Source organism: Bradyrhizobium cajani (assembly GCF_009759665.1).
GTDB lineage: Bacteria > Pseudomonadota > Alphaproteobacteria > Rhizobiales > Xanthobacteraceae > Bradyrhizobium > Bradyrhizobium cajani.
The window spans coordinates 27,090-50,064 of sequence record NZ_WQNE01000025.1 but is presented as its reverse complement, the minus strand read 5'-3'; the positions used below and the strand labels follow the sequence as shown (position 1 = coordinate 50,064).

Below are 22,975 nucleotides of genomic sequence, written 5' to 3'. Positions count from 1 at the left end.
TTTGGTCTGGTCGCAACACGGCGACCAGTCCCCGCGGAGCGCGCGTGCTGCGCGAAGCGGCCTTTGCGGAGAGCGGGATGGACGAATTTACCGCCCCTTGACGATTCTGCCCTAATTTTCATCGCCGGTCCGGAAGGGGCTGCTTCCAGGCCGCGTCGCTGCAAGAATTCAGGAATCAGGGGGGTGGGAATGTCCGGGCGCGTCTCGTCGCCATCAAAGCGCGTAAAATTTCCAACCCTCAAGTTCCGGGCAAAGATCATCCTCGGCTTTGCGGCGGTGCTGGTGATATCCGCCGGCAGCATGGCCTTCGCCTATTTCGGTTTCGAGCGGGTGTCCGCGGGCGTCGGCTCCTATCGCACCAGCGTCACGGAGGCCGACCTTGCCCGCAACATCGACCGTGAGCTGCTCGCCTATCGCTCGGCCGCCCGTTACTTCGTGGTCACCGGCAAGGAAGATGACGCCAAGGCAGCGCTGGACACCGAAGCCAGCCTGAAGAATGCCATTGATCAGGCGATCAAGAGTGCCAAGAGGCCGGCACGCCAGGAGAGCCTCAACAGGCTCGCCAAGGAATTTTCCAACTTCTCCGCGACCTTCGCCAAGATCCTGCAAGCCAAGCGCGACAGCGCGCTGCTGGTCCAGAACCAGCTTCAGCGCAACGCCAACCTGCTGAAATACAAGCTCGACGACATCGGCAACAACGCTTCCGACGCCGAGGCGCAGGCGATCGAATTCGGCACCAAGCAGGTCAACGCCCAGTTCCAGACCGCGAGTGCTGCGGCGAGCAATTTCATCCTCAACTCCGACCAGGCGGTAGCGGCAAGCGCGCTGGCGCGGCTGAAATTCGCCGAGAACTCGCTCGGCGCGATCTATTCCATGGACGACAAGATCGTCGCCGGCCTGAAGGACGCCAAGGCGCTGCTGGTGGCCTATCGCGACGCGCTGGAGAAGCTGACTGCCAACGCCAAGATGGTCGACGAGCTCGTCACCGAAATGAGCAGCTCGGCGGCAGCGATCCTCCAGGGCGCCACCGCCATGAAGGCGGACCTCGTCGCCGAGCAGCAGAGGCTGGATTCGGAGTCGGAAGCCTCCATCGGACAGACTGAGCAGCTCATTCTGATGCTGGCCGTCGGCGGCACGCTGCTTGGCGCGGTCCTCGCCTTCCTGCTCGGCACCGGCATCTCGCGTCCGATGATCGCGATGTGCAAGGCGATGCGTGAGCTGGCCTCGGGCAATTTCGACGTCGTGCTGCCGGGGCTCGGCCGCAAGGACGAGATCGGCGAGATGGCCGGCGCGGTCGAGGAGTTCAAGGTTCAGGCGGTCGCCAAGGCCGAGCGCGATGCCGCCGCCAGCGAAGTCCAGAACCGGGAGCAGGCCGCAAGCCGCCGCGCCGAGCTGATCCGCTTTGCCGACGATTTCGAGAGCGCGGTCGGCGCCATCGTCTCCAACGTCTCGGCCTCGGCCGTGCAGCTGGAATCGGCGGCCTCGACGCTGACCCGCACCGCCGAGACCACGCAGAGCCTGTCGAGCCAGGTCGCCGGCGTCTCCGAGCAGGCCTCCTCCAACATGCAGTCGGTCGCGACCGCGACGGAAGAACTCTCGGCCTCGGTCGAGGAGATCGGCCGCCAGGTCCGCGATTCCAGCCGGATCGCCGAAGCCGCCGTGGTGCAGGCCAAGGAGACCGACGGCCGCATCGGCAAGCTCTCGCATGCCGCCCAGCAGATCGGCGAAGTGGTCAAGCTGATCACCGCGATCGCCGAGCAGACCAATTTGCTGGCGCTCAACGCCACCATCGAGGCGGCACGCGCCGGTGAAGCCGGCCGCGGCTTTGCGGTGGTCGCCAGCGAAGTGAAGTCGCTGGCGAGCCAGACCGCGAAGGCCACCGACGAGATCTCCTCGCACATCGCCGGCATGCAGGGCGCCACCGCCGAATCGGTTGCCGCGATCAAGGAGATCGGCGCGACCATCGGCCAGATCTCGTCGATCTCGACCTCGATCGCGAGCGCCGTGGAGCAGCAGGGCGCCGCGACCCAGGAGATCGCCCGCAGCGTCCAGACCGTCGCGCAGGGCACCCAGACCGCGGCCACCGACATCGGCGAGGTCAACCGCGGCGCCGCCGAGACCGGCTCGGCCTCGGAAGAGGTGCTGAACTCGGCCAAGACGCTGTCATCGGAAAGCACCCGCCTGCGCGCCGAGCTCGACCGCTTCATGGGGAATATCCGGGCGGCGTAGGCACCTCTGTCGCCTCGTACTCAACTGTCGTCCCCGCGAAGGCGGGGACCCATAACCACAAGGAGCGGTTATGGGACGATCTTGCAATTCCGAGTCTTCGCGAATCCGCTCCCTGTGGTTATCGCGACGAGCGCAGGCGCTCGCGCGGGGGGGCCGGATCTGCGCTCCGCTTCGCTGCGCTTGTCCGGGACGACAGCGGAGATTGACGCCGGTTACTCGGCTTTAACGTTTGACGGCGCGCTGACCATTTCCGCGTCACCTAACCGCTGGTTGCGACATCGCAATCTTTACCGCCGCTTATCCTTTGCCCCTTACCGTGCTGACGAGTCAGGGAGCGGGCTGCTCCCGGGCTGCGCCTGGTTTTCCGCGAATGGAATGGGGTGGGGGATGTCCGTCAAATCCAAGCCGAACAAATCGAATCTGCTCAATTTGCGCTTTCGCGCCAAGATCATCCTCGGCTTTGTGGCGGTGCTGGCCATCCTCGCAGTCAGCATGGCCTTCGCCTATTTCGGCTTCGAGCGAATCGCGGGCGCCGTGGCCTCGTATCGGACCAGCGTGTCGGAAGCCGATCTGGCACGCACCGTCGATCGCGAGCTGATCGCCTATCAGGGACTGGCACGGGCCTATACGCTGACGGGTGCCGCGGACGACGAGACGGCCGCAAGGGCCGCCGAGGAGAATCTGAAGGCAGCGATCGCCAAATCGATGTCTGCGACCACCGGCGCGGCCCGCCGCGAGCAGGTCGGCAAGCTCGAGGCCGAATTCCAGCGCTTCACGAAGGTGTTCGGCGAGATCATCACCCTGACGCGCGAGAACAACAAGATCGCTGCCGATGAGCTCAACAGCGTCGGCAACAAGATCCGTTTCAAGTTCGACGACCTCGCCGACACCGCCGCGCTGGCGGGGCTTGCATCGGTCCAGACCACGGCCAAGGACGTCACCTCGCAATATCTTGCGGTCTCCACCTCGGTCAGCGCCTTCGTTGCCAAGCCGGAGCCGAAGACCGCCGACGGCGTGATCGCCCGCATCAAGTTCCTGGAGACGCTGCTGGTCTCGATCTATGCGAGCGACCAGAAGATCACCGACCGCGTCACCGAGATCGGCAATCTCCTGAAGCAGTATCGCACCTCCTTCGCAAAGCTGACCGAGAACGTGAAGGTCATCGTCAAACTGAACGGCGAGATGACCAAGACGGCCGGGTCCATCCTCAAGCTCTCGGCCGAGCTGCGGTCCGACCTGACCGCCGACCAGCAGCGCATCGAGGCCAGTGCCAATGCGACGATCGGGGAGACCGAGCGGCTGATGCTGATGCTGGCGCTGGGCGGCCTCGCCATCGGCGCCGTCCTGGCCTGGATGCTCGGCAACGGTATCTCGCGTCCGATGATCGCGATGTGCAAGGCGATGCGCGAGCTGGCCTCAGGCAATTTCGACGTCGTGCTGCCGGGTCTCGGCCGCAAGGACGAGATCGGCGAGATGGCCGGCGCGGTCGAGGAGTTCAAGGTTCAGGCGGTCGCCAAGGCCGAGCGCGATGCCGCCGCCAGCGAAGTCCAGAACCGGGAGCAGGCCGCAAGCCGCCGCGCCGAGCTGATCCGCTTTGCCGACGATTTCGAGAGCGCGGTCGGCGCCATCGTCTCCAACGTCTCGGCCTCGGCCGTGCAGCTGGAATCGGCAGCCTCGACGCTGACCCGCACCGCCGAGACCACGCAGAGCCTGTCGAGCCAGGTCGCCGGCGTCTCCGAGCAGGCCTCCTCCAACATGCAGTCGGTCGCGACCGCGACGGAAGAACTCTCGGCCTCGGTCGAGGAGATCGGCCGCCAGGTCCGCGATTCCAGCCGGATCGCCGAAGCCGCCGTGGTGCAGGCCAAGGAGACCGACGGCCGCATCGGCAAGCTCTCGCATGCCGCCCAGCAGATCGGCGAAGTGGTCAAGCTGATCACCGCGATCGCCGAGCAGACCAATTTGCTGGCGCTCAACGCCACCATCGAGGCGGCACGCGCCGGTGAAGCCGGCCGCGGCTTTGCGGTGGTCGCCAGCGAAGTGAAGTCGCTGGCGAGCCAGACCGCGAAGGCCACCGACGAGATCTCCTCGCACATCGCCGGCATGCAGGGCGCCACCGCCGAATCGGTTGCCGCGATCAAGGAGATCGGCGCGACCATCGGCCAGATCTCGTCGATCTCGACCTCGATCGCGAGCGCGGTGGAGCAGCAGGGCGCCGCGACCCAGGAGATCGCCCGCAGCGTCCAGACCGTCGCGCAGGGCACCCAGACCGCGGCCACCGACATCGGCGAGGTCAACCGCGGCGCCGCCGAGACCGGCTCGGCCTCGGAAGAGGTGCTGAACTCGGCCAAGACGCTGTCATCGGAAAGCACCCGCCTGCGCGCCGAGCTCGACCGCTTCATGGGGAATATCCGGGCGGCGTAGGCACCTCTGTCGCCTCGTACTCAACTGTCGTCCCCGCGAAGGCGGGGTCCTATAACCCCAGGAAGGAGTTGGGCGAAGACTAGGAGTTACCAGCTTCGCGCCAAACCGCATCCTGTGGCTATGGTTCCCGGATCTGCGCTCCGCTTCGCTGCGCTTGTCCGGGACGACAGTGGAGTAACGAGCGCGAAGCTTACGCCTTCCCGAACGCTCGCTTCAGCTCCACCTTCGCCCGCTCCAGCCGCGCGCGTTGCGTCTTCGGCAGCGTCTTGCCGGCGCGGTTGATGTAGAAGGTCAGCATTGACAGTGCCGAGCGGTACGCCCCGGCCTTGCGCCGTGAGCTGTGCTCGGCCGAACGCTTCAGCGAGACCGCGATCTTCTTCGCGCTGGTCTGCTTGAACACGCCGCGCTTCAGATCGAGCGCATCGCTCTCGTTCGTCACGCGCAGCGACCAACGTTTCGGTGCAGCGCGCTTGGTGCTCTTGCGCGCCGTCGTGGTGCGCTTCGCGCTGGTCTTCTTGCGTGTAGCTGTTTTGCGCGAATGTGTCGTCTTTCTGACGTGAGCCATGCGTCAACTCCTTGCGGCTCCTTCGGAAACGAGCGGTCCCGGGAGCCGTTCCTGCGGGAACCTGCTCTCGCCGCAGACGTTGTCGCAGGTGGCAGGCGGAATGCCGCACCCCATGATCGGATCGGCCGCGTCCACATCGTGTGAACCGGGGCCCGCTTCCATTGGTCAGACCCAGCAACGCGATGGAATTGCAGCAAAGCCCAGCGCTGAACTATGAACCTGCCGCCCCTGCTGCGGCGGCAGCCGATCGCATCATCGAGACCAGCATTCCCTCGCGCCTCGACGCGCTGCCGTGGAGCGGCTTCCACACCCGGGTCGTGCTGGCGCTCGGCATCACCTGGATCCTGGACGGCCTCGAGGTGACGCTCGCCGGCGCGCTGTCCGGTGCGCTGAAGCAGAGCCCGACGCTGCAGTTCTCCAATCTCGATCTCGGCATTGCCAACTCAGCGTATCTTGCGGGCGCGGTGCTCGGCGCGCTCGGCTTCGGCTGGCTCACCGACCGCATCGGCCGCAAGAAACTGTTCTTCATCACGCTCGCGGTCTATCTTTCGGCGACGGCCGCGACCGCGCTGTCGTGGGATATTGCGAGCTACGCGCTGTTTCGCTTTCTCACCGGCGCCGGCATCGGCGGCGAATACACGGCGATCAATTCGACCATCCAGGAGCTGGTGCCGGCGCGCTATCGCGGCTGGACCGATCTCGTCATCAACGGCAGCTTCTGGATTGGCGCCGCGATGGGCGCGGTCGCGGCCATCGTGCTGCTCGATCCCGCACTGATCGGTCCCGATCTCGGCTGGCGTCTCGCCTATCTCATCGGCGCGGCGATCGGTCTCGTCGTGCTGCTGATGCGGATGTGGATCCCGGAGAGTCCGCGCTGGCTGATGATCCATGGCCGGCCCGATCAGGCCCACGCGATCGTCGACGATATCGAGCGTTCGGTGATCGGTGGTGACCAGGATGCGAGCGCCGGGCGCTTCACCAAGATCCGCCTGAAGATGCGCGATCACACGCCGATCAGCGAGGTCGTGCACACGCTGTTCTCGGCCTATCGCCAGCGCGCAATGGTCGGCCTCGTGTTGATGAGCGCCCAGGCGTTCTTCTACAACGCCATCTTCTTCACCTTCGCGCTGGTGCTTACCGACTTCTACGGCATCAGCGCCGATCACGTCGGCTGGTATCTGCTGCCCTTCGCCGCCGGCAACTTCCTCGGCCCGCTGCTGCTCGGCCGCCTGTTCGATACGCTCGGCCGGCGCACCATGATCACGTTCACCTACGGCATATCCGGCGTGCTGCTGGCGCTATCCGGCTATCTGTTCTCGATCGGCGCGCTTAGTGCGCAGGGGCAGACCATCGCCTGGATGGTGATCTTCTTCTTCGCCTCGCCGGCGGCGAGCGCGGCCTATCTCACCGTCAGCGAGACGTTCCCCCTGGAGGTCCGCGCGCTGGCGATCGCGGTATTCTATGCCGTCGGCACCGGCATCGGCGGCGTGATCGGCCCGGCTTTGTTCGGCGCGCTGATCGACACGGGATCACGCACCAGCGTGTTCGCCGGCTATCTGCTGGGGGCTGTCCTGATGATCGCGGCCGCGATCGTCGCGTGGCGCTACGCCGTCGCCGCGGAGCGAAAATCGCTCGAACATATCGCGCGGCCGCTCGCCTTTATGGAGTAGACTATGAAATCGGAACTTGCGGACATGACCTTGGAGCAGAAGCGCACCATTCCCGACGACGATGTGCCCGACTCGGTGCCGGTGCCGCATGCGCTTGTGCCGCATCTTGGCGAGACCGCGATCCTGCTCGACATCGACGGCACGCTGCTCGACCTGATGCCGACCCCGCGCGAGGTGTGGGTGCCGCCGGGCCTGTCCGACACGCTCAACCGACTGGTCGAACGCACCTCCGGCGCGCTGGCGCTGGTCAGCGGCCGCTCGCTCAACGACATCGATCTGATCTTCGCGCCCGACGTGTTCCGCGCCGTCGCCGGTCACGGCGCGGAGATGCGGCTGTCGGCGGACAGTGAAGCCGATGACGTCCACGCGCCGCCCCTCGACAAGGAGCTGAAGCGGCGGCTCGCCGCGATCGCCAAGCTCAGCCCCGGCATCCTGCTCGAGGACAAGGGCTATTCGCTGGCGCTGCATTACCGCCTCGCACCGCATGCGGAGAAGGCGATCTACGAATCCGTCTCGCTGATCCGCGCGGATCTGCCCAATGCGCCGATCGAGGTGCTGCCAGGCAAGTTCGTCTGCGAGATCAAGCACTCCGGATTCACCAAGGCGAGCGGCGTGCGCGAATTGATGAAGCACGAACCGTTCAGGGGACGGCGTCCGCTCTTTATCGGGGATGACGTCACGGACGAGACCGTGTTTGCGATCATGCCGGACATGAACGGACTTGCCTTCTCCGTCGGCCGCCGCGCCATGGGCGTCAACGGTCATTTCGATGCGCCGAGCGATGTGCGCGCGTTTCTTGCGCGCCTGCTCGACGATACAAGGTTAGAATAAGGCATCGACACTTCAGAGCCACATTGTCGCGCGCGCTGTTCCATTGCGGGCGACAGTCGTACTGCCGCGAAACCGCTGCCCGAAATCCCATTTCCCAATGAAATCGCCGGGTTCCACGCAAGGAAACTGGTTCCAACGCGTGCGCCCGATTTTGGTTTCAATCCGAAGAAATGATGACAGGAACCATATTGATGAACGGCAGTTAAACGGGGTGGAATGAACAGGAGGGGACGACCTGTGAACTTAGTCGTCGTTTCAAATCGTGTTGCGCGAGGCAAACCGAACGAGCCCATGACGGGCGGCCTCGCGGCCGCTCTGCTTCCCGTGGTGGAATATTCGGGTGCGATCTGGGTGGGCTCTTCCGGCCGCGTGCGCGACGGCCATCAGAAGGAACCGTTCGCGGAGATCGAGGCGCTCGGCTCGGGCGCGCTCGCCACGCTGGATCTGCCGGCGGCGCATTACGGCGGCTATTACGAGGGTTTTGCCAATTCGGCGTTGTGGCCGGCGCTGCATTCGCGCAGCGACCTGATCCGCGTCTCGCAAGGCGACTATCTCAGCTATCGCGAGGTCAACGCCTTCATGGCGCGCGCGCTGCTGCGCTTCCGCAAGCAGCGGACCGCATTCTGGGTGCAGGACTATCACTTCCTCGCACTCGGCGCCGAGCTGCGCGATCTCGGCGTCGATGATCCCATCGGTTTCTTCCTGCACACGCCATGGCCGGTGACCGCGGTGGTGCAGGGCGTGCCCAATCATCGCGAGCTGATCACGGCGATGCTGGCCTACGATCTCCTCGGCTTCCAGACCGAGGAGGACCGCCAGAATTTCCTCGGCTATGTCGGCAGCGAGCTCGGCCTCACCATCGAGGACGGTGTTGCGTTCTCGCAGTACGGCCGTACCCGCTGCGAGGTCTTCCCGATCGGCATCGACGCGGAGAAGTTTGCGCAATATGCCGCGAAATCGGTCTCGCATCCCGACGTCTCGCGGCTGCGCCGCAGCCTCAATGGCGAACGTCTCGCCATCGGCGTCGACCGGCTCGACTATTCCAAGGGTCTCGTCAACCGCATCAGCGCGTTCGACCGGCTCTGGAGCGAGCAATCGCAATTCCTGCGCGGCATCTCGCTGCTCCAGATCGCGAACCCGTCGCGCGGCGGCATCGAGGCCTATGGCAATCTCCAGAACGAGGTGGCGCGTCTCGTCACCGACGTCAACGGCCGCCACGGCGAGGTCGACTGGACGCCGATCCGATACTTGAACAAGGGCTTCAGCCAGGCCGTGCTCGCAGGCCTCTATCGTACCGCGCAGATCGGCGTGGTGACGCCGCTGCATGACGGCATGAACCTCGTCGCCAAGGAATATGTCGCGGCCCAGAACCCGGCGGATCCGGGCGTGCTGGTGCTGTCGAAATTCGCGGGCGCCGCCAACGAGCTCGACACGGCATTGCTGGTCAATCCGCATGACATCGACGGCATGGCGCGCGCGATCGCGATCGCGGCTGCGATGCCGCTCCCCGAGCGCAAGATGCGCTGGGAGGTGATGATGAAGAAGCTGCGCGGCCACACCATCCAGCAATGGTCGTCCGACTTCGTCGCCGAGCTGGAAAAGTGCCGGACCCAGAAGGCCGCGGTCGCGCCGCTCGCAGCGCAGCCTCCGCAGGCACTGCGCTGGCTGAAGTCGGCGATCTCCGGTGTGCGATTGATCTGAGGTCTTGCGTCATGGCCGGGCTTGTCCCGGCCATCCACGCCTCAATCCCTGGACGTCAGGAACGTGGATGCCCGGGACAAGCCCCGGGCACGACGGTATGCTGCGGAGGCGCAGCGCCTATCCAGCCTCAATAACAATACGACACCCCATCCAGGATCGCGCAGCGCCGCTTGTTCGGCGCGTTGGGATCGTCCATCGGCACCATGCCGTTGCCCTGGCCGACGAACACGCCGGGGCCGACATGCACCGAGCTCTTGTTGCCGATGATGACGCTCGGATGCGGCGAGGCGCTCGAGCGTGTCCCGTCCGGCCAGATGATGGCATCGCCCGACAGCACCCCGCGCCGCCCGTCGTCGCAGCTGACGTCGACGCCTTGCCGCGTGCAGACCTGCGCGGCTGTCGGCGTGGCGAGGGCGATACCCAGGGCCGAAATCAGGCCCAGCACGGCGATGGTCTTGCGGATGGTCATGGCGTCCCCTGGCGAGTTTGGCGTTCTCACGTGAATCGTCGCCCCAAACCCGCCGCGGGTTCAGCCGGCGGGTGGGTCTGGCGCCGATCGGTACCAGGTATTCTCCTGTAAATACAATATGTTGCGGAAAATTCATCGGTTTCCGCCGCGATCCCTTGCAAAATCATCGGCGCCCCTTCAAGAGAGGGCGCTCCGGAGAGATGGCCGAGTGGCTTAAGGCGCACGCTTGGAAAGCGTGTGTGCGGGAAACCGTACCGTGGGTTCGAATCCCACTCTCTCCGCCACGCATTTCGAATAAGCATCTGGAAATATTCAAAAAATAGATTGTCTATTCTATCCTTCCCCACCCGGTCCCCACCTGCGATTTTTTTGTCACGGGGGGCCCCTATTCGGGAAAGGCGTTCGTAGTACGAATCCGCAAAAGGCCAATTTAGCCGGCAGAGCACTTCCATCGACTGTTCGCCCGTTCTCCGACGGTATGTTTTCAACGGTGCCGCGCCGGAAAGTGCAAGCTTAAACCTGGGCTTAGTCCTTAAAAATCCCTGGGAATAAAAATTTTTATCCCTGGCATTGCTAAAACAATGTCCCTGGGATATTTCTGGCCTCAGAAAGTTCCATCTGAGGAGATACCCAATGTATGCCAAAGCCGGCGCGCTGCCCACTCCGCTGCAGACCCAGCAAGAGCTAGACTCGCTCGACACCCTGGTCGAGACCGGGGACGTAAATGAGTTCCCCTACAATGTGTTTATTGGGCACAATTTGGGGCATCGCGTCTTCACGATGTCAGTGCCGTTCCGGAAGTTCAAAGATATTTCGGACGTGGCGAATGACCGCGAAGCGGGGCCGGTAGCGCAACGATCGCTCGACCCCACTCACGCCAAGAAGCTGGCGGCCTACATGGTGAAGGGTCTCGTTTCAGCGGCCAAGCTGAAGCGCCAGGTGACAGACAAGCCAGCGCTTCCAGCCTTCGACCAAATTCTCCACGCGCTCGGCGAACAGCCCTACTTCTCGATACAGCCGCTGGTTTGTAACATCCGCAACATTCCCCTTGGGGGGACGGGTGCCGGTGGCATCCGCGGCGTTCGTCTTGAGACGATTAGCGGCGAGACGGCGGCATTCAAGGTCTACCTTTCGGAACGTCACACCCTCTGGGTTGTGGATGGGCAACACAGGCGCAAGGGGGCTGACCTAGCGATGGAGTTCCTCGAAGCGGTCAGGAGCACCGGCCGTTACCCGGCGAAGTCTGCTGTCTTGTTCCCTGCCAAGGGAGCAGAAGTATCCGAAGACGAAATGGTGGTTTGGAACGAAGCGTACGACGCAGCCAGATCATATGCGACCCTTTCAATCGAAGTCCATCTTGGGCTCGACATTATGCAAGAGCGGCAGCTCTTCCACGATCTGAACCGTCTTGGAAAGAAAGTAGATCCCTCTCTCGCGCTGCAGTTCGACAGCTCCAACCCGATCACTGCGTTTATCAAGAACCGCTTGGCGGGCGATCTGGCGATTCAGATTTCCGACCGAGAGCCGAAAGATTGGTCGGAAGATACTGGCGGCCTCACGTTGAAAGACGTGGTCGCCATTAATGCTATCGCGTTTATGAACAAGGGCAACATTTCCGGTGCAACGCCGGCAGTTATCGAGCCAAGAGAGCCGCAGGTGTTGCGTCTCTGGGAGCGGATCATCGAAATCCCGCACTTTGGAAGCGATCGGGCAAAGGAACAAACCGTAGCGGCTCAGCCTGTGGTGTTAAAAGCCTTGGCCAAGATCACGTACGATTTGAACTTCAGCAACCGGAGGCCTGAAGCGGCTGACGAACTGTTCGATCAGTTTCTCGACGGTCTGAATACCATCGATTTCTCGCATAGGAATCCGATGTGGAATTATTACGGAATGAGTGTCGAGGACCGCGAGAAGGCCGGCCTTGCCGATTTAGCGCGGTACTTGCCGCCTGATGATGGCGCAAACAGAGACGTCGGAAGTGAGCAAAGTGGCTTCATGCGCTTCGGAGCCAAGCACAACGATATCTTCCCTCTTCTGGCAGACATGATTCGTTGGAAGCTCCAATTGCCCAGTCGGTTCTGAAAGTCGCCGGTTGTGGGCCTCGGTGTCGCCCGAGGCCCCAAGTCCCTCGAAAGTAACAGACGGCTCTCACGGCTCAGCTAGATATGTTTTAATTGAAGGATTTGATTATGACGGCTCAACAAGACGTTTCAGCTATCCGCGTTGATGATCAAGCCTTTCTAGTCAGCAGCACCATCGAGCGTTGCCCAAAGGTGATGATGATTCGAGAACTCACAAAGAATGCGATCGAAGCAGCGGCGCAAGCTCCGTCAGATGACCGCCGAGTTGAGTTCTCAGTCACGACTGTACAGGGCGCACCCAAACTGACGATTTGGAACACCGGTCCAGGAATGGATGACGAGGAATTGTCCAGGATCACGAACCTCGCTGCGTCAATTGGCAAACAGAAGGGCCTGGACAAGAACTTTGGTATGGGGGCGAAAGTTGCTTCGCTTCCGTCGAATCGGCATGGAATCCGCTATCGATCTTGCAAGTCCGGAGCCGTCCATGAGGTGATCTTATGCGAACGAAATGGGATCTATGGTCGTCTTCGCAGACGCGACACGATGGGCGAGGAACTAGGTGATGTGATTGACGTCACCGAACAAGTCCGCGCGGAGGGTGTTCGACCGCTGGCCGCCGACTGGACAGAGGTAGTTCTGTTGGGAAATCGATCGGATCAGGACACCGTGGCCGATCCCTATGATAGTGATCCTAAACAACCGAAGTTTTGGCTCGCTACTTATTTGTACCACCGATTCTACAGACTGCCGGATGCTCTTGAGGTTCGTCTCGATGAGGGCACTCACGCTCGAGGGCCCGGTTCTCGCCGGTTCGAGACCATCCCCGCCAGGGAATCCAAGAAGGCATTTTCCCGGGCGGAGACCGTCAAATTAGCAAACGGACTGAAAGTTCATTACATTTACGACGAGCCGTTCAAGGACACCTCGCACAATAAATCGATCAGTGGATCCATCGCGTCCGCTGTGAGCACCGCTGCTGTCGTTTTCCACGACGAAATGTATTCGGTGTTGACGGGACGCAACTGGACTATTGAAGCTCCCACATTTGGGATTCCCTTCGGCGCGAAGCACATTTCGGTTCATATCGAGCTTCCGGATGATGCCCGTGTTCGTCCCGAAGGCTACCGCCAATTCCTCAGGTATATCGACGGTGAGCAGAATCAGGTCGAAGCCTCAGATTTCGCAGTCGAGGTTTTAGAGAATCGTCCTCAATGGTTGATCGATCTCATACATTCGCTGGCTCCCAATTCCGGAGATTCCAACGACGAAATTCGAAACCGCCTGCAAGAGCTTCTGAACAAACTCAGGGTGAAAACCATAAGCCCTCGGGTCGTCCCTGATGGGGATATCTTTGTCAACCCCGGAACTGGCGGTGCGATGGCTCCGAGGCACCTCGATGGGGAGGCGGTCGGGCGTGACCAAAGGCAACACAATGCCGATTTGACGGTTGTGCCATCAGGAGCGCAACTCGCACGAATGGCTCAGAACATGGAGCGCGCGCCCGCCCTGATACCCCTCGACGACGAAGAAGAGATCGAGGCGAAGAACATCAAGGGCCGCGCGGCTAGATACTACGCGAAAACAGGTGAGCTGTTCATAAACATGCGCTACCCGGCCGTCGATATCATGCGCGAGCAGCTAGAGCGAGAATATGCTCACGCTGGTGATGTAGACATAATGAAGCGGTTGGCGCTTTCCCATTCTCGAAACTCGATGATTCAGAGGGTGGGTCTCGCGGTGGTATTTGCCTTGGCGAAACGGTTGAACAAGGAGTGGGACGAGGAAGCGATGGGGAAGGCCCTGGAGCCGGAGAGCCTCAGTCTCGCCGCCGACAACTATTTTGATTCGCTTCAGGATGCGCGTCGCGCGATCGGCACAACGCTGAAAATTAAGCGCACTGGATCCGAGTTGGATGCGGCCGTAGCATAAATCATGTCATTCTTTGAGATGTAACATGGGATGGGACCCTACAATTTGGACTGGAGACGCTCGTCGCGTGCTCTACAAGCGCTTGGTGGACCTTTTCGGTCCCTATATCCAGTGGACAAAGAAGTCCTCGCCTGGACGAGATAGGGACGCCGATTTTTGGGAGTTTTGTGAGAAGTTTGCAGCCGCAGTAGGCGCCAAATCCGGCAAGGCCGTCCAGCACCAGATACGGTTTGCGCTACCTGAGACAGAACGCGGCAGCACCTGGGGCCGCCATGCGCAGACCGCCATTCTAAACAAGGCGGCTGCTCTGGAAGCGGGCTTTATTGAAGACAAACACTTGCCAGATCTGGTTGCAGTAGGACGGCTCAAGTCCAATTTGTGACTTCAGCGGAGGCGAGAATGTACCGACCGGGCATCATTCCGCTTCGCCACAATGTCGGGATGCGAGTGATATAGTCTTCGGTTCAAAGTATTGATGGCGAGGAATGATGGGAGCGGCTAAGGCCAAGAGAATCCAGCGCGAGCAGGATAACCGTCTCACGAAACCGATCCCATTGGCTCGCTTCGATCTCTATACTCTTGGTACGCGCAAGTCGTTGGCGCGGGTAATGTGTCGGGAGCTTTCATGGTGGTCCGACACGGATGAGCGGGTCATCGGCTTTGTATTCCGAGACACAACCGACCGCGATTATGGTTGGCAGATTCTAGCGCGGGACAGAGTGGGACGCTTCCGCTCGGTCAAGCTCGAACACAGCCTTCGTAGCGAGGATTATGCGACGGTCGGGCTTAGGAATGCTATCGCCGCAACGCTGAAGAACGACGACATCACAAAGCTTGGCGATCAGGGCGACGAGCCGAACGAACCCGTTGACCTGTTGCGGGTGCCCATCGATGCAGACCCCACAAAGCTGCATCCATACTTCAAGGAGCTTGCAGACAGTCCGGGACGCGCGCCGGCGCGGGCCGCGGCTAAGGAGATTGGTCCTTGGCTCGCTCCATCAGATCCCCATTTCGTGCAGGAGTTTCAGTTTAAGCAGTTCGATCAGCGCCTTTGGGAGCTGTACCTCTGGGCTGCGTTTCGCGAACTTGGATTCGATGTCACTCAGCTAGAGACTCCTGACTTCAAGTGCTTTGCGCCGGGGATCGAGTTCACGGTCGAGGCTACCACGGTAGCTCCTTCGCAGGCGGGGCCACTTGCGGTCCATCCCAACCCACAGACCCCGGAGGAGATGGAAGCCTTCCTCACCGGTTGCATGCCCATAAAGTTTGGTTCGGCATTGATGAGCAAGCTGAACAAGAAGGATGCTCAAGGACGCCACTACTGGGAGCGGGAGGAGACCAAAGATAAGCCGTTCGTTCTCGCTGTTGCCGATTTCCACAAGCGCGCAGAGCAGGACCAGCCGGGCTCGATGACATTCAGCCACTCGGCCCTCTGGCCCTATTTGTACGGCCATCGAGTGGAATGGGAACTGATTGATGGTCAGCTGAAAACGCAAGCGATCAAGAATGGGACTCATACATTCGGTATGAAAACCATCCCTTCCGGCTTCTTCGACCAGCCAGGCACAGAGAACGTCTCAGCAGTTCTCTTTTCGAACGCCGGTACCATCGCCAAGTTCGATCGCATCGGCGTCGTCGCTGGCTTCGGAGCGCCGGACCATAAGTACTATCGGATCGGTTTCAAGTATGATCCAGCCCCAAATGCGGTAAGAGGCCAGCCCTTCCACGTCGATGTCGCCGCGCCCGAGTATTCCGAAGGATGGTCGGATGAACTCCAAATATTCCACAACCCCAACGCCAAAATACCCCTCGACCATGCTTGGCTGAGCGGACTTGCGCAGTTCTACTTCAAGAATGACCAGGAGTTTTCGCTCGTCCCTGAGCATCATGTGTGGTCGTCGATGACGATGTTAATGAGACTGGTGACAGAACAAGGCGATGACAAGAGAGGCGACCCAGGAGAGCGAACGATTATCTCGTGAACTGCTGGTTCACCGCCGCTCTCTGCCGCTCAAGCCATTGAGTTGTGCGCCAGCGCCCGGAAGTACGTCTGACGCCCGCTAATGAGGGAAATTTCACTCTCTATAAAAGGCAATTTCGAATTATTTGATCAGGAACCAGGGAAATGGCTGTGCCACAGCTCTTTCCTGCAGAAACAAGAATCAAAAAAGTCGGTAAAATTCCATTTTGATACCGCTTCTCGCTAACTATGCCTTGCTTCTCGATTTCGGGCAGAGGCTCGCACGTTGTCGTTGGCTTGCTATCGAATACGAACACGGAAGCGGCCGTCTTGATCAAACGATGGCGTTCGCGCTCGTCCGGCAGCGTTGGCGATTTGGTCAAGCAACGGACGAAGATGTATCGCGTATTCGTACGGATCGGGAGGAACGTCGTCTATCACTAGCTCAGCGAAATGGAATTGGTCGCGATCAAGAGTCCCTGCTTCATCTTCGAATAGCGTGCTGGACATGGTTGGACTTTGGTATGGCGGACACTCTCTCCGCCACGCAGCCTCATCCCGCCACTCTCCACCTCCCATCTCCTGCGCGCTTCAGCGCCGGGTCGCCCACCTGCACATGCTCCGCCAGGAAATCGATGAACGCGCGCACGCGTGCGGGCAGCGGGGCGGTGTGGCCGACATAGACGGCGTGGATGTCTTCGCGGTCGCCGGGATTGCAGTTTTGCAGCACCGGCACGAGGCGGCCTGATTCGATGTCGGGACCGATGTGGAAGAGGGCGAGGCGCGCGAGGCCTACGCCGCCCAGCGCAAGGCGGCGGGCGGCTTCGCCGTCGCTGGCACGCGCGACCGGCGGCGGCATCGCTTCCTCGGTGTGGTCGCCGCGCTTGAACGGCCAGCCGCGGATCGAGCGCGGAAAGGTCCAGCCGATGCCGCGATGCTCGGCGAGATCGGCCGGTGCCTTCGGCGTGCCGAAGCGCGCCAGATAGTTCGGCGCGCCGACGACGACCATGCGGCTGGTGCCGAGCTTTCGCGCGACAAGGCGCGACGCTCGCAGAGGCCCGACGCGGATGGCGACGTCGGCGCGCTCCTGCATCAGGTCGATCAGCGTATCAGTCAGCACGAGATCGAGCGTGACGTCGGGATGCTTCTCCAGGAAGCGCGGAATCAGCGGCATCACATGCAGCATGCCGAAGGGAATGTTGCTGTTGACCGTGAGGCGGCCGCGCGGCGCCGTGCCGGACGCCGCCTCGCGCTCGGCCTCCTCCATCTCGGCGAGGATGCGCACGGCGCGCTGGTAGAACGCCTGGCCTTCCTCCGTCAGGGTGAGCTTGCGCGTGGTGCGGTTGACGAGCCGCGTGCCGAGCCGCGCCTCGAGCCGCGAGATCAGCTTGCTGACGCCCGACGGCGTCAGGCGCAGTTTTCGCGCCGCCTGCGTGAAGCCGCCGAGATCGACGACGCGGACGAAAACCTCCATCTCGGCGGAGCGGTTGGTGTCGAAGCGGGCCATGTTGAATTCATGTCACGAATGATTGGATTGCGGACATTCTAATGGTTTCGCACCGGCGCGGCTATCTGCGTGGCTCGTCTCATCCATTGGAGCATCGCATGCCTCCCGCCGTCCTCGCGCTCACCGCCGGTGCCTTCGGCATCGGCACCACCGAATTCATCATCATGGGCCTGTTGCTCCAGGTCGCCGCCGACATGCACGTGTCCGTGCCGGTCGCGGGTCTGCTCATCTCCGGCTATGCGCTCGGCGTATTCGTCGGCGCGCCGCTCCTGACCCTGGCCACCCGGCGGATGCCGCGCAAGACCGTGCTGCTCGCGCTGATGGCGATCTTCACTCTGGGCAATGCCGCCTGTGCGCTGGCGCCGAATTATGAATTGCTGATGGCGGCGCGGGTGCTGACCTCGCTCGCTCATGGCACGTTCTTCGGCGTCGGCTCGGTCGTGGCCACCAGCCTCGTCGCAGAGGACAAGCGCGCCTCCGCGATATCAACCATGTTCATCGGCCTGACGGTCGCGACGCTGTTAGGGGTGCCGTTCGGCGCCTGGTTCGGCCTGATGCTCGGCTGGCGTGCGGCGTTCTGGGCGGTCACGGCGATCGGCGTGGTCGCGTTCGCGGTCGTGGCGGCGCTCGTGCCCGGCCATGTCGGCAACGGCGACAAGCCGATCTCGTTGTCGGAAGAGGTTGCGGTGCTCGGTCGCCCGCAGGTGCTGCTCGGCCTTGCCATGACCGTGTTCGGCTTTGCCGGCCTGTTCGTCGTCTTCACCTACATCCAGCCGATCCTGACCCGTTTCACCGGCTTTTCGGAAGCGGCTGTGTCGCCGATCCTGCTGGTGTTCGGTGTCGGGCTGGCGATCGGCAACGTCGCCGGCGGCAAGCTTGCCGATGCCGGTCTTGCGCGCGCCCTGACCGGCACGCTCGCCGCGCTTGCCGCGGTGCTGCTTGGTCTTGCGGCGGTGCTGTCGGTCAAGGTCGCCGCCATCGTGCTGATCCTGCTGCTCGGCATCGCCGCTTTCGCGACCGTCGCGCCGCTTCAGCTCCGCGTGCTGGAAGCGGCCGGCCCGAGCGGCCGCACGCTTGCCTCGAGCCTCAACATCGCCGCGTTCAATCTCGGCAATGCGCTCGGCGCCTGGGCAGGCGGCCTCACCATCGACCGTGGGCTCGGGCTGTCCGCGCTGCCGCTGGTCGCAGCAGGCATCACGGCGATCGGGCTCGTGCTGGCCTTGTGGAGCCTGAAGCTCGATCGCACGCATGCCACCGTCGCGGCGTGCCCGGCGGAATAGGAGTGCGACCATGGAATACCGCAATCTCGGTGCCTCCGGCCTCAAAGTCCCCGTCCTCAGCTTCGGCACGGGCACCTTCGGCGGCCAAGGCCCGCTATTTTCGGCTTGGGGCCGCAGCGGCGCCGACGAAGCGCGCAGGCTTGTCGACATCTGCCTCGAGGCCGGCGTCAATCTGTTTGACAGCGCCGATGTCTATTCGAACGGCGCGTCCGAGGAGATTCTCGGTGCTGCGATCAAGGGCCGGCGCGACAAGGTGCTGATCTCCACCAAGATGAGCCTGCCGACGGGCGACGGTCCGCTTGATGCAGGCTCGTCGCGACATCGGTTGCTTAGCTCGGTCGAAGCGGCGCTGCGGCGGCTCGGCACCGATTACCTCGATCTGCTCCAGCTCCACGCCTTCGACGCGTTCACGCCGATCGAGGAGGTGCTATCGACGTTCGATACGCTCGTCCGTGCCGGCAAGCTGCGCTATGTCGGCGTTTCAAATTTCGCTGGCTGGCAGCTGATGAAATCGCTTGCTGTCGCCGACCGTCACGGCAGGCCGCGCTATGTCGCGCATCAGGTCTATTACTCGCTGCTCGGCCGCGACTACGAATGGGAGCTGATGCCGCTCGCGCGTGACCAGGGCGTCGGCGCGCTGGTCTGGAGCCCGCTCGGTTGGGGCCGGCTCACGGGAAAGATCCGTCGTGGCCAGCCGCTGCCGCAAAACAGCCGCCTGCATGCGACGGCGCAGTTCGGCCCGCCCGTGGACGAACAACGGCTCTATGCCATCGTCGACGTGCTGGATGCGATTGCCGCGGAGACGGGCCGCACCGTGCCCCAGGTCTCGATCGCCTGGCTGCTGTCGCGCCCCACCGTCTCCTCCGTGATCATCGGCGCTCGCGATGAGACGCAGTTGCGCGACAACCTTGGCGCAATCGGCTGGTCGCTGAGCCCGGCACAGATCAAGCATCTGGACGAAGTGAGTGCGGTGATGCCGCCTTATCCCTACTATCCCTATCGCATCCAGGATGGCTTTGCGCGACTGAATCCACCGCCGGTGTGAGTGCTCCACAATCGCTGACAATTGGTCGCAGCGGTCCGTCACGCCAATGCGCCATGCAGAAACGCACCTGTACAGGCTCGATCGCCATCCATAACCTCCGCCGCGCAATTTCAGGAGATGCGACGTGGCGAAGAAGACGGCGACCAGGAAGAAATCTGCTTCGACGAAATCGACGAAGAACTCGAACAAGACGAGCACCGCCCGCAAGGGCGCCGTTGCCAAGACCGCCAAGAAGACAGGCAAGAAAGCAGTCAAGCAAGCAGTCAAGAAGGCCGCGCCGCGCAAGCCGGCCGCGGCGCGCCGCCCGAAGGGAGCGGCCTGGCAATGGTCGGCGGTCGAGACCGCGGCTGCGATCCGCTCCGGCGCGATCTCCGCCGTCGAGACCGTCGAGGCGCATCTCGAACGGATGCGCGCCGTCAATCCGCGGCTCAATGCAGTCGTCGTCGATCTTTCGGAGGAGGCGCTGGCCGCCGCGCATGCCGCCGACAAGCTGCGCGCGAAAGGCGGCCAGCTTGGTCTTCTGCACGGCGTCCCCATCACCATCAAGGAAAACGTCGACTATGAAGGCCGGCCCAATTTCAACGGCGTGCCGGCCAACAAGGACCTCGTCGCGCCGTCGGATTCGCCGGTGGTGCGCAACCTGAAGAAGGCCGGCGCGATCGTCATCGGGCTCACCAACACGCCGGAGTATTCCTTCCGCGGCTTCACCGACAATCCGCTGCACGGGCTGACGCTCAATCCCTGGGATCCGAACATCACCTGCGGCGGCTCCTCGGGCGGCGCGGGTTCGGCGGTCGCGGCCGGCATCGGCACCATCGCGCATGGCAACGACATTGGCGGCTCGCTGCGCTGGCCGGCGCATTGCAACGGCGTTGCCACCATCAAGCCGACCCAGGGGCGCATTCCCGCCTTCAACGGAAGCGCCACGTCCGAGCGGCCGATGCTGGCGCATCTGATGTCGGCGCAGGGCCCGCTCGCCCGCCACGTCGCAGATGTCCGCCTCGCGCTGGAGGTGATGAGCCAGCGCGATCCGCGCGATCCCTGGTGGGTGCCGGCGCCGCTGGTCGGGCCGAAGCCGAAAGGGCCGATCAAGGTCGCGCTGGCCAAGATCCCCGAGGATATGGACGTCGATCCGCAGGTGGCTGCTGCGCTGCGCCAGGCCGCCGATCACCTTGAGCGTTCCGGCTATCGCGTCAGCGAGGTCGAGGTGCCCGACATCAACGGCGTCTGGCAGACTTGGTGCGATATCATCACCAACGAGACCGTGGTGATGCAGGAAGCCTCCATGCTGAAGGTGACGTCGGAAGATTTCCACCAGGCCTGGGGCGGCATGAAGACCAAGGCGAACGTGCTCGATCTGCCCGCCTGGATGCGCGCCACCGCCGCGCGCAACGGCCATATCCGGGCCTGGCAATTGTTCTTCGAGGAATATCCGGTCGTGCTGGCGCCGACCACGGTGAAGCCGACGCCGGGCCCGCGCGAGGACACCGTCAGCCCCGAGCGCGTGCGCGAGATCTTCTGGAGCGAGATCCGCTTCATCTCGGCGATCAACGTGCTGGGTCTGCCCGGCGCCGTGGTGCCGGTGGCCCTGCATGACGGCAAGCCGATCGGCGTGCAGCTCATCGCCGGTCGCTATCGCGAAGATCTCGCGCTCGACGCCGCGGCCGCGATCGAAAAGCGGGCCGAGGTACTCGCTCATCGACTGTGGGAGACGATGGGCTGAGAGAGTGCATGGTCTCACCCTCTCCCCTTGTCGCCAGGGGAGAGGGAAAACACCGCGAAGCTGCATCACAACAATCCGTTAATCCAAATTGACTTGAATTTTAGCCAATTCGCCAACAAGCGTTAGGGTTACTTCCTCGATCTCTATGCGAATTATTGTCCGCTTTACCACCCGCCTCTAACACGGGGCGGCGGACAACGCACATGCCTCATACAGGCCAATAAGTGCGGCCCGCCCCCACGCGGAGGTGGCACGATGCGCAACGAGACGATCGCTATTCACGCCGGCTACGAACCCGAAGCCACCACGCATGCGGTTGCCGTGCCGATCTACCAGACCGCCGCCTATGCCTTCGACAGCGCCGATCACGGCGCAGCACTCTTCAACCTCGAGGCCGAAGGCTTTCGCTACAGCCGCATCGCCAATCCGACCAGCGCGGTGCTGGAGAAGCGGATCGCCCAGCTCGAGGGCGGCGTCGGCGCGCTCGCGGTCGCGACCGGCCAGGCGGCGCTGCATTTCGCCTTCGTCAATGTCGCCGATCACGGCGGCAACATCGTTTCCGTGCCGCAGCTCTACGGCACCACGCACACGCTGCTCTCGCACATCCTGCCGCGGCAGGGCATCACCGGCCGCTTCGCCGAGAGCGACAAGCCGGAAGCGATCGAGAGGCTGATCGACGAGGACACCCGCGCCGTGTTCGCCGAGACCATCGGCAATCCCGCCGGCAATGTCTGCGACATCGAGGCGCTGGCGAAGATCGCGCACGCCCATGGCGTGCCGCTGATCGTCGACAACACGGTCGCGACCCCGATCCTGCTCAAGCCGTTCGACTACGGCGCCGATATCGCCGTGCACTCGCTGACCAAGTTCCTGGGCGGTCACGGCACCACGCTCGGTGGCGCCATCGTGGATTCCGGAAACTTCCCGTGGGCGAAATACGCCGATCGTTTCCCCGCCTACAACAAGCCGGATGCCTCCTACCACGGCCTCGTCTATGCCGAGCGCTTCGGCAGGACCGCCTATATCGAGCGCGCGCGCAGCGTCTATCAGCGCACCATGGGCTCGGTATTGTCGCCGTTCAACGCCTTCCTGCTGCTCCAGGGCATCGAGACCGTGGCGCTGCGCATGGAGCGTCACGTCGAGAACGCCCGCAAGATCGCCGAATTCCTGCGCGGCGATCCGCGCGTGGCTTGGGTGAACTACACGGGCTTCCCGGACAGCCCGTACTATCCGCTCGTTCAGAAATACCTCGACGGCAACGCCTCCTCGCTGTTCACCTTCGGCATCAAGGGCGGCATGGAGGCCGGCAAGACCTTCTATGATGCGCTCAAGCTGATCACGCGCCTCGTCAATATCGGCGATGCCAAGTCGCTGGCCTGCCATCCGGCCTCGACCACCCACCGCCAGATGTCCGCCGAGCAGCAGCGCGCCGCCGGCGTGCTGCCGGAGACGATCCGCCTCTCGATCGGCATCGAGCACTCCGCCGACATCATCGAGGACATCGACCAGGCACTGGACAAGGCCTGTCCGTCGGCGCGGCTCCAGGCCGCGGAGTAGGCGA

At 62.8% G+C, this 22,975-nt stretch carries 16 protein-coding genes and 1 tRNA gene; 14 read left to right on the top strand and 3 right to left on the bottom strand.

The window, feature by feature from the left end; translation table 11 throughout:
• Positions 1–189 precede the first annotated feature (189 nt).
• Both GPL20_RS26070 and GPL20_RS26065 read left to right on the top strand, forming a co-directional pair.
• The gene (locus GPL20_RS26070) at positions 190–2,229 is read left to right on the top strand and encodes a methyl-accepting chemotaxis protein (RefSeq protein WP_157333002.1); all 2,040 of its coding nucleotides are present in this window, start codon (positions 190–192) and stop codon (positions 2,227–2,229) included.
• A 387-nt stretch (positions 2,230–2,616) separates the two neighbouring features.
• A complete protein-coding gene (locus GPL20_RS26065; RefSeq protein WP_157333000.1) occupies positions 2,617–4,650 on the top strand; it encodes a methyl-accepting chemotaxis protein in 2,034 nt (677 codons plus the stop codon).
• Positions 4,651–4,840: 190 nt separating this feature from the next.
• Here GPL20_RS26065 and GPL20_RS26060 read toward each other — a convergent pair whose 3' ends face one another.
• On the bottom strand, positions 4,841–5,215 hold the full coding sequence (locus tag GPL20_RS26060) for a DUF3175 domain-containing protein (protein WP_157332998.1): 375 nt from the start codon (positions 5,213–5,215) through the stop codon (positions 4,841–4,843).
• A gap of 182 nt (positions 5,216–5,397) precedes the next feature.
• On the opposite strand from GPL20_RS26060, the gene GPL20_RS26055 reads away from it, so the two are divergent.
• The 3 genes from GPL20_RS26055 to GPL20_RS26045 all read left to right on the top strand — a co-directional run bounded on the left by GPL20_RS26055 (position 5,398) and on the right by GPL20_RS26045 (position 9,417).
• Entirely contained in the window at positions 5,398–6,885 is a 1,488-nt protein-coding gene (locus GPL20_RS26055) for an MFS transporter (protein WP_157332996.1), read from the top strand.
• Between the two features lie 3 nt (positions 6,886–6,888).
• Complete coding sequence (gene otsB / locus GPL20_RS26050; RefSeq protein ID WP_157332993.1) at positions 6,889–7,716, top strand: trehalose-phosphatase; 828 nt, start codon at positions 6,889–6,891, stop codon at positions 7,714–7,716.
• Between the two features lie 237 nt (positions 7,717–7,953).
• Complete coding sequence (locus tag GPL20_RS26045; RefSeq protein ID WP_254126144.1) at positions 7,954–9,417, top strand: trehalose-6-phosphate synthase; 1,464 nt, start codon at positions 7,954–7,956, stop codon at positions 9,415–9,417.
• Positions 9,418–9,544: 127 nt separating this feature from the next.
• Here the strand turns inward: GPL20_RS26045 and GPL20_RS26040 are convergent, their stop codons facing one another.
• Positions 9,545–9,886, bottom strand: a complete 342-nt coding sequence (locus tag GPL20_RS26040; RefSeq protein ID WP_157332990.1) for a hypothetical protein — start codon at positions 9,884–9,886, stop codon at positions 9,545–9,547.
• A 194-nt stretch (positions 9,887–10,080) separates the two neighbouring features.
• Here GPL20_RS26040 and GPL20_RS26035 point away from each other — a divergent pair.
• The 5 genes from GPL20_RS26035 to GPL20_RS39690 all read left to right on the top strand — a co-directional run bounded on the left by GPL20_RS26035 (position 10,081) and on the right by GPL20_RS39690 (position 15,881).
• Positions 10,081–10,170 (top strand) — tRNA-Ser (locus GPL20_RS26035).
• Positions 10,171–10,519: 349 nt separating this feature from the next.
• Positions 10,520–11,968, top strand: a complete 1,449-nt coding sequence (locus GPL20_RS26030) for a DNA sulfur modification protein DndB (protein ID WP_157332987.1) — start codon at positions 10,520–10,522, stop codon at positions 11,966–11,968.
• A gap of 92 nt (positions 11,969–12,060) precedes the next feature.
• On the top strand, positions 12,061–13,899 hold the full coding sequence (locus GPL20_RS26025; protein ID WP_157332985.1) for an ATP-binding protein: 1,839 nt from the start codon (positions 12,061–12,063) through the stop codon (positions 13,897–13,899).
• A gap of 67 nt (positions 13,900–13,966) precedes the next feature.
• The gene (locus GPL20_RS26020; RefSeq protein ID WP_157332983.1) at positions 13,967–14,281 is read left to right on the top strand and encodes a hypothetical protein; all 315 of its coding nucleotides are present in this window, start codon (positions 13,967–13,969) and stop codon (positions 14,279–14,281) included.
• Between the two features lie 103 nt (positions 14,282–14,384).
• Entirely contained in the window at positions 14,385–15,881 is a 1,497-nt protein-coding gene (locus GPL20_RS39690) for a hypothetical protein (protein WP_246250985.1), read from the top strand.
• 531 nt (positions 15,882–16,412) lie between these two features.
• On the opposite strand, the gene GPL20_RS26010 is transcribed toward GPL20_RS39690, so the two are convergent.
• On the bottom strand, positions 16,413–17,366 hold the full coding sequence (locus GPL20_RS26010) for a LysR family transcriptional regulator (RefSeq protein ID WP_157332981.1): 954 nt from the start codon (positions 17,364–17,366) through the stop codon (positions 16,413–16,415).
• Positions 17,367–17,464: 98 nt separating this feature from the next.
• Here GPL20_RS26010 and GPL20_RS26005 point away from each other — a divergent pair, with 98 nt between their 5' ends.
• The 4 genes from GPL20_RS26005 to GPL20_RS25990 all read left to right on the top strand — a co-directional run bounded on the left by GPL20_RS26005 (position 17,465) and on the right by GPL20_RS25990 (position 22,971).
• Positions 17,465–18,646, top strand: coding sequence for an MFS transporter (locus GPL20_RS26005; protein ID WP_167533216.1), 1,182 nt, complete (start codon positions 17,465–17,467; stop codon positions 18,644–18,646).
• A gap of 10 nt (positions 18,647–18,656) precedes the next feature.
• Positions 18,657–19,691 (top strand): aldo/keto reductase, encoded by a 1,035-nt coding sequence (locus GPL20_RS26000; RefSeq protein ID WP_157332977.1) that lies wholly within the window; start codon positions 18,657–18,659, stop codon positions 19,689–19,691.
• 124 nt (positions 19,692–19,815) lie between these two features.
• The gene (locus tag GPL20_RS25995) at positions 19,816–21,414 is read left to right on the top strand and encodes an amidase family protein (protein WP_254126142.1); all 1,599 of its coding nucleotides are present in this window, start codon (positions 19,816–19,818) and stop codon (positions 21,412–21,414) included.
• A 255-nt stretch (positions 21,415–21,669) separates the two neighbouring features.
• Positions 21,670–22,971, top strand: a complete 1,302-nt coding sequence (locus GPL20_RS25990; RefSeq protein ID WP_157332975.1) for an O-acetylhomoserine aminocarboxypropyltransferase/cysteine synthase family protein — start codon at positions 21,670–21,672, stop codon at positions 22,969–22,971.
• Positions 22,972–22,975 lie beyond the last annotated feature (4 nt).

Bases quoted from the DNA above. Each gene is read 5' to 3' on its own strand.
- GPL20_RS26010 (WP_157332981.1), bottom strand. From the start codon at position 17,366: ATGGCCCGCTTCGACACCAACCGCTCCGCCGAGATGGAGGTTTTCGTC.
- GPL20_RS26030 (WP_157332987.1), top strand. From the start codon at position 10,520: ATGTATGCCAAAGCCGGCGCGCTGCCCACTCCGCTGCAGACCCAGCAA.
- GPL20_RS26040 (WP_157332990.1), bottom strand. From the start codon at position 9,886: ATGACCATCCGCAAGACCATCGCCGTGCTGGGCCTGATTTCGGCCCTG.
- GPL20_RS39690 (WP_246250985.1), top strand. From the start codon at position 14,385: ATGATGGGAGCGGCTAAGGCCAAGAGAATCCAGCGCGAGCAGGATAAC.
- GPL20_RS26055 (WP_157332996.1), top strand. From the start codon at position 5,398: ATGGAATTGCAGCAAAGCCCAGCGCTGAACTATGAACCTGCCGCCCCT.
- GPL20_RS25990 (WP_157332975.1), top strand. From the start codon at position 21,670: ATGCGCAACGAGACGATCGCTATTCACGCCGGCTACGAACCCGAAGCC.
- GPL20_RS26005 (WP_167533216.1), top strand. From the start codon at position 17,465: ATGCCTCCCGCCGTCCTCGCGCTCACCGCCGGTGCCTTCGGCATCGGC.
- otsB (WP_157332993.1), top strand. From the start codon at position 6,889: ATGAAATCGGAACTTGCGGACATGACCTTGGAGCAGAAGCGCACCATT.
- GPL20_RS26070 (WP_157333002.1), top strand. From the start codon at position 190: ATGTCCGGGCGCGTCTCGTCGCCATCAAAGCGCGTAAAATTTCCAACC.
- GPL20_RS26065 (WP_157333000.1), top strand. From the start codon at position 2,617: ATGTCCGTCAAATCCAAGCCGAACAAATCGAATCTGCTCAATTTGCGC.
- GPL20_RS26060 (WP_157332998.1), bottom strand. From the start codon at position 5,215: ATGGCTCACGTCAGAAAGACGACACATTCGCGCAAAACAGCTACACGC.
- GPL20_RS26000 (WP_157332977.1), top strand. From the start codon at position 18,657: ATGGAATACCGCAATCTCGGTGCCTCCGGCCTCAAAGTCCCCGTCCTC.